Origin of the sequence: Clavibacter michiganensis subsp. tessellarius (assembly GCF_021922985.1) — a bacterium.
In the GTDB taxonomy this organism is placed as follows: Bacteria; Actinomycetota; Actinomycetes; order Actinomycetales; family Microbacteriaceae; genus Clavibacter; species Clavibacter tessellarius.
In genome coordinates this window covers 2,176,157-2,188,926 of record NZ_CP040788.1, presented here as the reverse complement: position 1 = coordinate 2,188,926, position 12,770 = coordinate 2,176,157, and the positions used below count along the sequence as shown (strand labels likewise).

Here is a 12,770-nt window from a genome sequence, read left to right as displayed (position 1 = left end):
CGGCTCGTCGCCGCCGCCCGTGGGATGACGCTCCGCCGCCGCCTCGTGCTCAGCGTCGTGGGGTTGCTGGCGCTCGCGAGCATCCTGATCGGGGCGGTCAGCATCCTCGCGCTCCGGGCGTCGCTCGTGCAGCAGGTCGACCAGCAGCTGCAGGCCACGGCCGCCCGGTCGGAGAGCTACGTCGACCGGGATCCGGGCGGCTACGGCAGCTTCCCCGGGGCGCCTCCCGGCGGGCTCGGCGCGTTCGGGCAGCAGGTGGGCACGATCAGCGCGACCATCATCGACGGCGTCGTCTCGGGCGGCTACATCGCCGACCGCAGCGCCGCCGCGGGCGAGCCCGGGGGCGCCGGCGCGGTCGAGCTCACGGAACGCCAGAGCCAGCAGCTGCAGAGCGTGCCGACCGACGGCGTCCCCCGCACGGTCGACCTCGGCGGCGCGCTCGGCAGCTACCGGCTCGTGGGCGGCACCTCCTCCTCCGGCGCGACCATCGTCACGGGCCTGCCGACGAAGCCCGCCGACGACGTGGTCGAGCAGCTCGTGCTCGTGATCACCGTGGTCGCCGCCCTCACGCTCGCGCTCGCCGCGCTCCTCGGCACCGCCATCGTCCGCCGCGCGCTGCGTCCGCTCGACCGGGTCGTCGACACGGCGACCCACGTCGCGGCGCTGGAGCTCGACCGCGGCGACGTCGCGCTCGAGGCGCGCGTGCCCGCATCCGACACCGACGAGCGCACCGAGGTGGGCCGCGTCGGTGCCGCGCTGAACGGCCTGCTCGGGCACGTCGCGGACGCGCTGTCGTCGCGGCAGGCCAGCGAGGCCAAGGTCCGGCGGTTCGTGTCGGACGCGAGCCACGAGCTGCGCACGCCGCTCGCCTCCATCCGCGGCTACGCCGAGCTCACCCGCCGCGGCCCGCACGCGCTGCCGGAGGACGTGACGCACTCGCTGTCGCGCATCGAGTCGGAGTCGGTGCGCATGACCACGATCGTCGAGGACCTGCTCCTCCTCGCGCGCCTCGACGAGGGGCGCGAGCTGGAGTCGGATCCGGTCGACGTCACGCGCATCCTGCTCGACACGGTCGGCGACGCGAGCGCGGCCGGCCCCGACCACGACTGGGACCTCGAGCTGCCCGAGGACTCCGTGAGCGTCCCCGGCGACGACGCGCGGCTCCGCCAGGTGCTCGTCAACCTGCTCGCGAACGCCCGCACGCACACGCCCGCGGGCACGCGCGTCGTCGCGTCGCTCGCGGTGGAGGGCGCCGGATCCGAGGGGCACGCGGTCATCCGCGTCACGGACGACGGCCCCGGCATCCCGCCCGAGCTGCAGGCCTCGCTGTTCGAGCGCTTCGTGCGCGGCGACGGATCCCGCGCCCGCTCCACCGGCGGCACGGGCCTCGGCCTCGCGATCGCGCAGGCGATCGTCGCGGCGCACGACGGCGCGGTGTGGGTGGAGTCGGAGCCGGGCCGCACGGTCTTCGGGGTCCGGCTGCCGCTGGGGCGGCGGGCGGCGGAGGCGCGGGCGACGGCGGATGCGCCGGTCGGCGCCGCGTCCGACCACTGGGCGCCGCCGTCGGGCGCGCCCGTCGCGGACCGGCCGGGCCCTCACGTGGCCGGCTGAGGCAGAGGCCTCAGCGTCCCGCGTACTGCCACGCGTCCGTCACCGCGGGCAGCGCGAACAGGACCCCGAAGACGACCGACAGGAACAGGAACACGGACGCGGTCCGGTGACCGCGTCCTCCGGTGATGCTCGCGAGCACCAGGAAGACGAGCGTCGCCCCGTGCGCGGACATCGAGCACGCGAAGAGGCGGATCGTCTCCGCATTCTGCACGTCGTCGTACACCACGCCTCCTCCTTCGTCGAACCGCGGCGGCAAGGTGGCGGCGAGGCTGCTGAGCACGAGGAGCCCGTTCGTCCACGCGGAGACGCCCAGCAGGAGCGCTCCCATCGCGATCGCGACGTGGGCTATGCGGTAGTCGGGTGGCGTCCACACCGGCAGCCGTGGCGGAGCCGGCTGCTCGCGCGCGGGCCAGCGCGTCCGCGCGGGGAGGATCGGGTGGACCGCGCTCGGGTCCCCGTACCCGGGACCATCGTGTTCGGTGCTCATGCGATCGCGCTCCTCCGTGACCCGCCGGTGCGCGCCTCCCCTCGACCGTACGGACGGCGCTCGCCGTGGCCGAGCCCCGTGCGGACCACCCGGGTCGCCCGTCGTGATGACGCCGCGTGGCCCGCGCGACGGACGCCCATGCAGGTCGGCGGCGCATGATCGGGGCATGGATCCCGTCCGCCGCCTCATGTTCTGGCTGCGCGTGCCGTTCGTCGCGGATGCCGCGCTCGTCGTCATCGGGATCGCGCTGCTCGTCGGCGGCGACGGGGTCGGCTGGTGGGTGCTCGTGTTCGCGGGGCTGCGCGCGGTGGTGGGCGTGGTGGCGATCGTGTGGATCGCGCCGCGGATGATCGCGCGGCTCGGCCCCGGCGCCGAGCCGCCCACCCCGGACGCGGGGGACGCCCGTCGCTAGGCTGGACACCGGATCCGCGCCCCCGAGCCGCGGACCGAGAGGGTCGTCATCGTGAGCGCAGAGCCAGTCGTCGTCGAGCCAGCGGAGCCCGCGGGCGGCGTCACCGTGCGACGCGCGCGCACCGGCGACGTGCCGCGGATCCAGCAGCTCGTCGAGCCGCTCGTGATGGAGGGCATCCTCCTCGGCAAGGACCTCGTCGTGCTCTACGAGAACGTGCAGGAGTTCCGGGTCGCGGTCGACGCGTCCGGCGAGGTCGTCGGCTGCGGCGCGCTGCACGTGATGTGGGAGGACCTCGGCGAGATCCGCACCCTCGCCGCCGCCGCGCACACCCGCGGCACCGGCGTCGGCCACGCGCTCCTCGAGCGCCTCGAGGACGACGCCCGCGAGCTCGGCCTCAGCCGCCTGTTCTGCCTGACCTTCGAGGTCGGCTTCTTCTCGCGCCACGGGTACCACGAGGTGGCGGAGTCGATCATCGCGCAGGAGATCTACTACGAGATGCTGCGCTCGCACGACGAGGGCATCGCCGAGTTCCTCGACCTCTCGCGCGTGAAGCCGAACACCCTCGGCAACACGCGCATGCTCAAGGCGCTCTGACCGCCGCCGCCGCGAGGCGTGTGACCGACGGGCGCGCCGACCCGCCCGGGCGGCCGCCCGACCGTACCCTGGCCACATGTCCTCGACCTCGCCCGAAGGCCGCCCGTCCGCAGCCGTGTACCGCCGTCGCCGTCTGCTCGCGCTGCTCGTGGTGGTGGCGGTGATCGCGGTCGTCGTGATCATCGTCGCGAACCTCGGCCGCGGCTCCGCGCCGACCGCGGATCCCGCTGCCACGCCGACGTCGGACGCGGCGGCCGGCACGGACGACGCCGCTGCGGAGCCCGCCGCGGAGCCCAGCCCGAGCGCGAGCGCCGGCACGGCGACGAACGCCGACGGATCCTGCGCCGTCGGCCAGCTGACGGTCACGCCGGTCACCGACGCCGCCTCCTACAAGGCGGGCGTGCTCCCGAAGCTCTCCTTCACCGTGACGAACACGGGCATGGAGCCCTGCACCGCGAACCTCGGCACGACCACGCAGGTGTTCACCATCTCGAGCGGATCCGACGTGTACTGGAAGTCCACCGACTGCCAGACGGGCGCCGAGGACGCGCAGGTCGAGCTCGCCGCCCGTACGCCGCAGACGTCGTCGCCGTTCGAGTGGTCGCGCCAGCGCTCGTCCACCACGACGTGCCAGGAGAAGGAGCGCCCGGCGGTGCCCGCGGGAGGTGCGACGTACACGCTCTCGGTCGAGGTGGCGGGCGTGAAGAGCGCGCAGTCGAAGTCGTTCCTGCTCTACTGACCCACGCGGCGCTGTCCGCCCATGTGCGCACATGAGTACGGTTCCTGATTGGATGCATCCATTGCCATCCGTGCATGCGTCTGTCATCCTGGTGCTCCACCGACGTTAGGACGCATCATGACCGACACCACCGAGACCCACGCCGAGCACACCGTCGCCGAGCACCAGCACGGCACCGACTGCGGCCACGAGACCGTCACGCACGACGACCACGTCGACTTCGTCCACGACGGCCACAAGCACGCCGAGCACGGCGACCACTACGACGAGCACTGATCCCGAGCGCGGTGACGCGCGAGGATCGACACGGGGACCCGGCCATGCGGCCCGGTCCCCGTCGTCGTCCGCGGGGAGGCCCGCCCGTAGGATCGTCCAGGTGACCTACCCACCCACCGGCTTCGAGCAGGCCGCCGAGCTCTTCAAGGTGCTGTCGTCGTCGTCGCGCCTGGGGCTCATCGGGCTGCTGGCGTCGCGGAGGATGAGCGTGTCCGAGCTCGTCGAGGAGTCGGGGATGTCGCAGCCGCTCGTCTCCCAGCACCTGCGCGTGCTGCGGGCGTCGGGGCTCGTGAGCGTGGAGCGCGAGGGCCGCATCGCCCGCTACGAGGTGGCGGACACGCACGTGACGCACGTGGTGGACGACGCCGTGGCGCACGTGCGGGAGCACGCGGCCGGATCCGTCGACGCGGGCTGATCAGAACGCCTCGTCGAGCTCCTTCTCCCGCTCGCTCTTCGCGAGGGAGAACGCGCGGCCGAGCGCGGAGAACAGCGGGCCCCACTCGGCGTCGACGATCTGCGTGAAGCCGAGCCGCCTGGCCTCCGCCGCGCGCTGCGGCGCCGACGTGACGCCGCGGATCTCGCCGGCGAGGCTGATCTCGCCGAACGCCGCGAGGTCGTGCGGCATGGCCTTGCCGTTGACGGCCGACACGAGCGCGACGGCGATGGCGAGATCCGCCGCGGGCTCGGTGAGCCGCACGCCGCCGACCGTGGACACGTAGACGTCGCGATCCGAGAGCCGCACGTTGGCGCGCTTCTCGAGCACGGCGAGCAGCATCGCGACGCGTGACGCGTCGACCCCGTTGACGACCCGGCGCGGCTGCGGGGCCTTGGTGTCGACGACGAGCGCCTGCACCTCCACGGGCAGGGCGCGCCGGCCCTCCATCGCGACGGTGACGCACGTGCCCGAGACCGAGTGGACGCCGCGCGAGAGGAACATGCCGCTCGGATCCGGCACCTCGACGATGCCGTCGCCCGCCATCTCGAAGCAGCCGACCTCGTCGGTGGGGCCGAAGCGGTTCTTGAGCGCGCGGATGAAGCGCAGCGACGTCTGCCGGTCGCCCTCGAACTGGCAGACCACGTCGACCAGGTGCTCGAGGAGCCGCGGGCCGGCGATGGATCCGTCCTTCGTGACGTGGCCGACGAGCAGCAGCGGCAGGTCGCGCTCCTTGCAGACGCGGATGAGCGTGACGGCGACCTCGCGCACCTGGCCGGGGTGGCCGGGCAGGCCATCGGACGTGCTGCTGGAGACGGTCTGCACGGAGTCGACGATGAGGAGGTCGGGCGCGACCTGCTCGATGTGGCCGAGGATCGTGCCGAGGTCGGTCTCGGCCGCGATCATGAGGGACTCCTGCAGCCCGCCGGTGCGCTCGGCGCGCATGCGCACCTGCGCGACCGACTCCTCGGCCGTGACGTAGAGGACCTTCGCGCCCTTCGCCGCTGCGCGCGCCGCGACCTCGAGCAGCAGCGTGGACTTGCCGACGCCGGGCTCGCCGCTCATGAGGATGGCCGCGCCGGGCACGATGCCGCCGCCGAGCACGCGGTCGAGCTCGCCGACGCCGCTCGGCATGTGGCTGGCGGACGCGGTGCCGACGTGCATGATCGACCGCGCCTGGCTGGACCCGGCCGGCGTGAGCGTGGTGACGCGACCGGCCGCCGCGGGCGTCTGCGACACCTCGGCGACGGTGTTCCAGCTCTGGCACTCGGCGCACCGGCCGACCCACTTCGGGGTCGTCCACCCGCACTCCGAGCAGCGGTACGTGGAGTGGATGCGGGCCATGCGGGGGACTCTACCGGCGGGCACCGACATGGCTTGTACTCCTGCGCGTACCGCCTGTGATGAGCGTTTACAGATCGGACTTTCGAGCCCACGCGGGGTTGATGTCGTTCAATTCCGCGACTAGGCGATCGCGCTGGCTGTCCTCTAGGTCCGGTGACACCTCTTCCAGTGCATCTTCCGTCTCCACTCGAGGGACCGTCCAGTTGTAGTTGTCGACCCCTTCGAAGTCGAGGAAAAGCCCAGCATCATCGGGGCTAGCAAACGTTTTTAAAAACAGTTCCATGATCTCTGCGTTAGTCATGACAGCCTTTCGGTTATATGGCAGAAGCGCCAGGCTAGGGATAACTGAATAGCCGGCAGCGCTATTCCCAGCCGCCTCGAATTGCTTGGGACCCGGTTTGCTCGTGATTCCCAAGCCGACACGGCATATGCGCCCGGGGCATTCGTGAATCACGGTCCTGAGCTCGGCCGGTGGTCGAGCAGTCTCAGACACGCGAGGATTGCATTGCGCGCGGCACCTTGGGGACACCAGTCAGGAGTCGGACGCCCGCGCGACGACGCTCCCCGCGACTCGGTCGTAGGGCGTGCGCCCCGAGCCGAGGAGGAGCGTCGCGAGCCAGAGCGCCGGGAGCGCGTACGCGATCGCGGTCACCGCCTGCACGGCCGGCGGGACGGAGCCGCTTCCGGTGCTCGCGCCGACGATCGTGTACACGGTCGCGTGCCCGACGATCCAGGGCAGCGCGACCTTCAGGGCGTTGCGGATCAGCGCGCGGCGGAACGGGAGCGCCTCGCCGGTGCGGGCGTCCTGCACGATGAGCCTCCGCGCGCGCTTGCCGGGCGTCGCCTGGCGCGGTCCGGACTCCAGCACGGCCAGCGCGATCGTGATCGGCACGACCAGCACCAGCGTCGCCACGGCGTTCTCCGCGACGGGCGGGAGATGCGTCGCGGCCCCGACGAGGAGGAGGGGCACCGTGACGGCCGCCACCAGCGCGATCCACACGCACATGAACAGCCAGTCGATGAGGACGGCGAGGACGCGGTCGCCGGGGTGCCGGGTCATGGTCGCGACCCTATCGACCGTGCGGCCCCCGCTCGGGATGGGGGACCCGACGACGCGCGCGCGTCAGCGCCCCGCCACCTCCAGCGCCCGCACCGTCGCCGGGAGGAACGGCAGGAACGCGCTCGCCCAGACGCGGTAGCCGCGGTCATTCGGGTGGAAGAGGTCGCCGGCGGCCTGGGTGATCGCGAGGATCGGGGTCTGGCGGCGGGTGATGGCGTGGAGGGGCGCCAGGCGCAGGCCGCGGTCGGCGACGAGGCGGCGGACGATCTCGTTCGCGACCCGCACCTTCCGCTCGCTCGCGGGGAAGTGGAAGCACGGCAGGTCGGCGACGACGGTGGTGGGCGGGACGGCGTCGAGGATCCGGCCCAGGTCGCGCTCGAACGCGACCGGCTCGAATCCGGCGATGTCGTTGGCGCCGATCGCGAGGGTCACGACGTCGGGCCGCAGCTTCGCGAGGCGGGGGAGCTGGTACTCGACGAGGTCGGCGACGCGGGCGCCCGAGACGCTGAGGTTGACGGTGCGGACCGAGCGGCCGCTCAGGGCGCGGACCCGGTCGGCGAGGATCCCGACGTAGCCGTTCACTGGACGGCTCGCCCCGATGCCCTGCGCGGTGGAGTCGCCGAGCGCGACGTAGAGGAGGTCGCCCTCGAGCTGCGCGTGCTCGCGCCACCAGGCCGAGTTCACGGGGAGCGTCTCGTTGAGGACGACCGCGCGCGCCCGACGGCCGGCCTCGAACCGGCGCGGCACGACGAGGGCTGCGGCGGTGAGGCCGCCGAGCGCGGCGGCGGCGGAGGCGAGGAGGGCGGCGGGACGGGCGGAGCGGGTGGATCTCTGGGGCACCACGGGAGCCTACGCTCGTGGATCCGGGTGCCTGCTGGCCGGCACGTCGCGGGATCAGGCGACGCGGAGGCCGCGTGCGAGGAGCGACGCGACCTCCCGGGCGTCCGGTGCCCGACGTGGCCCGTCGGCCGCGGCTCCGATCCCGTGGAGCGCCATCATCACGGCCCGCGCGCTCACGTCGTCGCGGATGGTGCCGTCGGCGACCCCTCGGGACATCAGGTCGGTGAGGGTGCGTTCGAGCTCGCTGCCGCCGTCGGCGCGGGCGTCGTCGTCGACGATGCCGGCCAGCGTGCGCGCGAGCGGGGCGTGCTCGAGGACGTAGTCCACGAACGCGCGCAAGAACGTCTCCAGGGCCTCCGCGGGCGGGAGCGAGGAGGCGCGGCCGCGCTCGCAGAGCGCGACCACCTCGCCCCGGTAGACCGCCGCGGCCAGCGCCTCGCGGGTCGGGAAGTGGCGGTACAGCGTCCCGACGCCCACCCCCGCGCGCGCGGCGAAGTCGTCGAACCTCAGCTGCTCGTCGTGCTCGAACACCGAGCGCGCCGCGGCGATGATCGCCTCGCGGTTGCGCCGCGCGTCGGTCCTCAGCGGCTTCTCGTCGGCCATGCACCCTCCCGTTGACATCCGGAGATCATCTCCACATAATCAGGTGTGGAGACGATCTCCACTTTAACGGGAAGAGCGCCATGAAGATCCTCATGTTCGGACGCGGGGTCATCGCGACCATCTACGGCCGGGTGCTCCAGGAGGGCGGGCACCAGGTCGAGTTCCTCGTGCGCCCGGGCCGTGCCGCCGAGTACGGCGACGAGGTGCGGACGGACGTCATGGACGCGCGCCGGTCGCCCCTCGGGCGTCGCGTCCGCGGCTCCGTCGCCACGCGGCTGCGGGAGGACCTCGGATCCGCGGACGGGTTCGACCTCGTCGTGCTCAGCGTGGGGCACCACCGCCTCGAGGAGGCCGCCGCGTACCTCGCGCCCCGCATCGGCGATGCGACCGTGCTGGTCTTCGGCAACGTCTGGGGCGAGCCGCTCGCGGCGACCGCGCCCCTCCCCGGCGACCAGGTGGTGTTCGGGTTCCCCCAGGCCGGCGGGGGCTTCGGGCCGGACGGGGTCCTCCACGGCGCCCTGTTCCGATCGATCGTCCTGGAGGCATCTGGGCGAGCGGCCGGTCGTCGCGGACAGCTGGTGCGCGCGGCGTTCCGGCAGGCGGGGATCGGCGCACGGGAGGAGGAGGACATGCGGGGATGGCTGCTGCTGCACTTCGCCATGGACGCCGGCATGTTCTCCCGGGCGCGGGCCGCGGGAGGTCTCGCGCGCATGGTCGGGGACCCGCGAGCGCTCCGGGACGCCTTCCTGGCGAGCCGCGAGCTGCTCCCCGTCCTCGAGGCACGCGGCGTGGACCTCCGCCGGCACGTCGCTGCCACGCTCCCCTGGCGGCTGCCCGGGCTGACCGCCTGGATGCTGGCGGCCGCGACGGTCCTCGTGCCCATCGCGCGGGTGAGCCTCGCCGCGCACACCGATCCGGACGCCGCCGAGCACCGGGCCGTCCTCGAGGATGCGCGGAGCACGGCCCGGCAGCTCGGCATCCCGACGCCGCGGCTCGCGCGAAGCGACCGCTGACCCGTCCGTCGATGGGCGTCGTGCGTCGTGCGTCGTGCCGCGCGGCGCCGGGTCGACGGGATCGGCTACGCCTCCTCGGGCGCCCGCCCCGCCCCCGCCGGCACGAACCGGTACCCCATGCCGGGATCCGTGAGCAGGTGCCGCGGGTGCGAGGGATCCGGCTCGAGCTTCTTGCGCAGCTGCGCCACGTAGAGGCGGAGGTAGCCGCTGTCGTTCACGTGGGTCGGGCCCCAGATCTCGGTGAGGAGCGTCTGGCGGGAGACGAGCCGGTCGGGGTTCCGCACGAGCAGCTCGAGCACCTGCCACTCGGTGGGGGTGAGGCGCACGCGCGCGTCGCCGCGGGTGACGACCCGGGCGGCGAGGTCGACCGTGACGTCGGCGAACGACACGGCGGCCGAGCGGTCCTCGTCGGCGGCGGCGCGGCGGCCGAGGGCGCGGATCCGGGCGAGCAGCTCGTCGATGGAGAACGGCTTGGTCACGTAGTCGTCGGCGCCCGCGTCGAGCGCCTCGACCTTGTCGGCGGCGCCGGAGCGGCCGGAGACCACGAGGATCGGCGCGGTCGACCAGAGCCGGAGCGCCTGGATCACCTCGACGCCGTCGAGCCGCGGCATGCCGAGGTCGATCATGTACAGGTCGGGCTTCTCGGCGACGGCCGCGCGGATGGCGGCGGCGCCGTCGTCCGCGGTGACGATGTCGTAGCCGAGGCTCGTGAGGGTGATGCGCAGGGCCCGGAGGATCTGCTGGTCGTCGTCGGCGATGAGGATCTTCACGCGGACACCTCCGAGGACGCGGCGGCGGGTGCCGGGGGAGCGGCGGGGGCGTCGGCGCCCGGATCCGCATCCGCGGCCACCGCATCCACCGCCGGCTCCGCGCCCGCGCGGCACACCGGCAGCGCGACCACCATCGTGAGCCCGCCGCCCGGGGTGTCCTCCGCGGTGAGCGTGCCGCCCATGCCCTCGGTGAAGCCCTTCGAGAGCGCGAGGCCGAGGCCGAGGCCGGATGCGTTGTCGGTGTCGCCGAGGCGCTGGAACGGCACGAACATGTCGTCGCGGCGCTCGGGCGCGACGCCCGGTCCGTGGTCCACCACGCGGATCTCGACCGCCTCCGCGAACGCGCTCGTGCTGAGCCGCACGGGGACGCCCTCGGGCGCGTGGCGCACGGCGTTGCTCAGCAGGTTGACGACGACGCGCTGGAGGAGGCCCGGATCCGCGACGGCGCCGGGCAGGTCGGGCGCGAGGTCGAGCACGGCGTCGGCGGGGCCGAGGTCGAGCTCGTCGAGGGCGGCGAGCACGACGTCGTCGAGGTCGACGTCCATGAGCCGCACGCCCAGCACGCCGGCCTGCACGCGGCTCACGTCGAGGAGGTCGGTGACGAGGTCGGCGAGCGTGCCGAGGCTCTCCTCCGCGGTGGCGAGGAGCTCCTCGCGGTCGCCGTCGGCCCAGGTCATGCCGGGGGAGCGGAGGGCGGTGACGGCGGCGGTCGCGGCGCTGAGCGGGCGGCGCAGGTCGTGGCTGACGGCGGAGAGGAGCGCCGTGCGCACCCGGTCGGTCTGGGCGAGCGGGCCGACCTCGCGGGCTGTGTCGGAGAGGTCGCGGTGCTCGAGCGCGGCGTCGAGCTGCGCGGCGATGACGCGGAGGAGGCGGCGGCCGGATGCCTCGAGGTCGTCGCCGTAGAGGGTGAGCACGCCGCGGGATCCCACGGCCACGTCGGTCGCGGCGGCGCCCGTGACGACGCCGTCCCACGCGATGGTCTCGTCGCGGTCGACGAGCTTCACGCCCTGCAGGCCGAAGGCCTCGCGGGTGCGGCTGACGAGCGCGTGCACGGCGCCCTCGCCGCGGAGCACGGATCCCGACACGGTCGCCAGCAGCTCGGCCTCGGCGGCCGCGCGGCGGGCGACGCGGGCGCGGCGGGCGGCCTGGTCGACGATCCAGCTGACGAGCAGCGCGATGACCACGTAGAGCACGAGCGCGAGCATGTGCATGGGCTCGTCGACCGTGATCGTGTACAGCGGGTCGATGAAGAAGTAGTCGAGCGTGAAGCCCGAGAGCACGGCCGCGAACAGGGCCGGCCAGATGCCGCCGACGAGCGCCACGAGCACCACGAGCAGCTGGTACGAGAGCACGTCGCTCGTGATGGAGTCGTCCGAGCGCGTGGCCGAGAGGAACCAGGTGAGCAGCGGCCCGCCGACGAGGGCGAGCAGCGCGCCCATCACCCGGCGCCGCATGCTGAGGGCGCCGCCGCGGATCCGCGGGAGCCGGAAGCGCCCGCCGGCCGCCGCGTGCGTGACGATGTGCACGTCGATGTCGCCGGACTCGCGGATCACGGTGGCGCCGATGCCGGGCCCGGTGGTCGCGGCCGCGAGGCGGCTGCGGCGGCTCACGCCGAGCACGAGCTGGGTCGCGTTGGAGGCCCGGGCGAACTCCACGAGCGCGCGCGGGATGTCGTCGCCGACGACCTGGTGGTAGCTGCCGCCGAGCGAGTCGACGAGCGCCCGCTGGCTGGCGAGCGCCTCCGGGCTGCCGGAGCGGAGGCCGTCCTGGCTGGAGACGTGCACGGCCATGAGCTCGCCGCCGGCCGAGCGGGCGGCGATGCGGGCGCCGCGGCGGAGGAGGGTCTCGCCCTCGGATCCGCCGGTGAGCGCCACGACCACGCGCTCGCGGGCCTCCCACCGGGCGTCGATCCCCTTCTCGTCGCGGTACGCGGCGAGCGCGGTGTCGACCTCGTCGGCGAGCCAGAGGAGCGCGAGCTCGCGGAGCGCGGTGAGGTTGCCGAGCCGGAAGTAGTGGGAGAGGGCCGCGTCGATGCGCTCGGCCGGGTACACGCGCCCGCCGGCGAGCCGGTCGCGCAGGGCCTCCGGTGCCAGGTCGATGACCTCGATCTGGTGCGCCTCGCGGAGCACGCGGTCGGGGATCGTCTCGCGCTGCGGCACGCCCGTGATCTTCTCGACCACGTCGTTGAGGGAGGCGATGTGCTGGATGTTGACGGTGGAGATCACGTCGATGCCGGCGTCGCGGATCAGGTCCACGTCCTGCCAGCGCTTCTCGCTCCGGCCGCCGGGGGCGTTCGTGTGGGCGAGCTCGTCGACCAGCGCGATGGTCGGGCGGCGGGCGATGACCGCGTCCACGTCGAGGTCCGTGATCTCCACCCCGCGGTGCGACACCTCGCGCCGGGGCAGGATCTCCAGCCCCTCGAGCATCGCCGCCGTGGCGGCGCGGCCGTGGGTCTCCACGACCGCGACCACCACGTCGGCGCCCTCGTCGCGCAGTCGCTTGCCCTCCTCGAGCATCGCGTAGGTCTTGCCCACGCCGGGCGCCGCTCCCAGCAGCACCCGCAGTCGACCGCGCTTCATGTCTCCTCT

At 73.7% G+C, this 12,770-nt stretch carries 15 protein-coding genes; 7 read left to right on the top strand and 8 right to left on the bottom strand.

Annotation, left to right across the window (positions count from 1 at the left end; genetic code table 11):
- Positions 1 to 24 precede the first annotated feature (24 nt).
- Positions 25 to 1,611, top strand: coding sequence for a sensor histidine kinase (locus FGG90_RS10160; RefSeq protein ID WP_094131391.1), 1,587 nt, complete (start codon positions 25 to 27; stop codon positions 1,609 to 1,611).
- 10 nt (positions 1,612 to 1,621) lie between these two features.
- Here FGG90_RS10160 and FGG90_RS10155 read toward each other — a convergent pair whose 3' ends face one another.
- The gene (locus FGG90_RS10155) at positions 1,622 to 2,098 is read right to left on the bottom strand and encodes a hypothetical protein (RefSeq protein ID WP_094127404.1); all 477 of its coding nucleotides are present in this window, start codon (positions 2,096 to 2,098) and stop codon (positions 1,622 to 1,624) included.
- 166 nt (positions 2,099 to 2,264) lie between these two features.
- On the opposite strand from FGG90_RS10155, the gene FGG90_RS10150 reads away from it, so the two are divergent.
- The 5 genes from FGG90_RS10150 to FGG90_RS10130 all read left to right on the top strand — a co-directional run bounded on the left by FGG90_RS10150 (position 2,265) and on the right by FGG90_RS10130 (position 4,534).
- The gene (locus FGG90_RS10150; protein WP_094127406.1) at positions 2,265 to 2,510 is read left to right on the top strand and encodes a hypothetical protein; all 246 of its coding nucleotides are present in this window, start codon (positions 2,265 to 2,267) and stop codon (positions 2,508 to 2,510) included.
- Positions 2,511 to 2,561: 51 nt separating this feature from the next.
- Positions 2,562 to 3,104 (top strand): amino-acid N-acetyltransferase, encoded by a 543-nt coding sequence (locus FGG90_RS10145; protein ID WP_094127408.1) that lies wholly within the window; start codon positions 2,562 to 2,564, stop codon positions 3,102 to 3,104.
- A gap of 76 nt (positions 3,105 to 3,180) precedes the next feature.
- Positions 3,181 to 3,843, top strand: coding sequence for a hypothetical protein (locus tag FGG90_RS10140; RefSeq protein WP_094127410.1), 663 nt, complete (start codon positions 3,181 to 3,183; stop codon positions 3,841 to 3,843).
- Between the two features lie 117 nt (positions 3,844 to 3,960).
- Complete coding sequence (locus FGG90_RS10135) at positions 3,961 to 4,119, top strand: zinc transporter permease (RefSeq protein ID WP_094127412.1); 159 nt, start codon at positions 3,961 to 3,963, stop codon at positions 4,117 to 4,119.
- 100 nt (positions 4,120 to 4,219) lie between these two features.
- Positions 4,220 to 4,534, top strand: a complete 315-nt coding sequence (locus FGG90_RS10130; RefSeq protein ID WP_094127414.1) for an ArsR/SmtB family transcription factor — start codon at positions 4,220 to 4,222, stop codon at positions 4,532 to 4,534.
- On the opposite strand, the gene radA is transcribed toward FGG90_RS10130, so the two are convergent.
- The 5 genes from radA to FGG90_RS10105 form a co-directional block, all read right to left on the bottom strand.
- A complete protein-coding gene (radA, locus tag FGG90_RS10125) occupies positions 4,535 to 5,896 on the bottom strand; it encodes a DNA repair protein RadA (protein WP_041464337.1) in 1,362 nt (453 codons plus the stop codon).
- Between the two features lie 67 nt (positions 5,897 to 5,963).
- Positions 5,964 to 6,197 (bottom strand): hypothetical protein, encoded by a 234-nt coding sequence (locus FGG90_RS10120; protein WP_094127416.1) that lies wholly within the window; start codon positions 6,195 to 6,197, stop codon positions 5,964 to 5,966.
- A 231-nt stretch (positions 6,198 to 6,428) separates the two neighbouring features.
- Positions 6,429 to 6,956 (bottom strand): RDD family protein, encoded by a 528-nt coding sequence (locus tag FGG90_RS10115; protein ID WP_094127418.1) that lies wholly within the window; start codon positions 6,954 to 6,956, stop codon positions 6,429 to 6,431.
- Positions 6,957 to 7,019: 63 nt separating this feature from the next.
- The gene (locus FGG90_RS10110) at positions 7,020 to 7,796 is read right to left on the bottom strand and encodes an SGNH/GDSL hydrolase family protein (RefSeq protein WP_237583305.1); all 777 of its coding nucleotides are present in this window, start codon (positions 7,794 to 7,796) and stop codon (positions 7,020 to 7,022) included.
- 54 nt (positions 7,797 to 7,850) lie between these two features.
- Complete coding sequence (locus FGG90_RS10105; protein WP_094127422.1) at positions 7,851 to 8,399, bottom strand: TetR/AcrR family transcriptional regulator; 549 nt, start codon at positions 8,397 to 8,399, stop codon at positions 7,851 to 7,853.
- Positions 8,400 to 8,479: 80 nt separating this feature from the next.
- On the opposite strand from FGG90_RS10105, the gene FGG90_RS10100 reads away from it, so the two are divergent.
- Positions 8,480 to 9,412, top strand: a complete 933-nt coding sequence (locus FGG90_RS10100) for a ketopantoate reductase family protein (protein WP_094127424.1) — start codon at positions 8,480 to 8,482, stop codon at positions 9,410 to 9,412.
- A gap of 65 nt (positions 9,413 to 9,477) precedes the next feature.
- Here FGG90_RS10100 and FGG90_RS10095 read toward each other — a convergent pair whose 3' ends face one another.
- Entirely contained in the window at positions 9,478 to 10,182 is a 705-nt protein-coding gene (locus FGG90_RS10095; RefSeq protein WP_063071640.1) for a response regulator, read from the bottom strand.
- Positions 10,179 to 12,761, bottom strand: coding sequence for a DUF4118 domain-containing protein (locus FGG90_RS10090; RefSeq protein WP_094127426.1), 2,583 nt, complete (start codon positions 12,759 to 12,761; stop codon positions 10,179 to 10,181). The genes FGG90_RS10095 and FGG90_RS10090 overlap by 4 nt, the downstream gene beginning before the upstream one ends.
- Positions 12,762 to 12,770 lie beyond the last annotated feature (9 nt).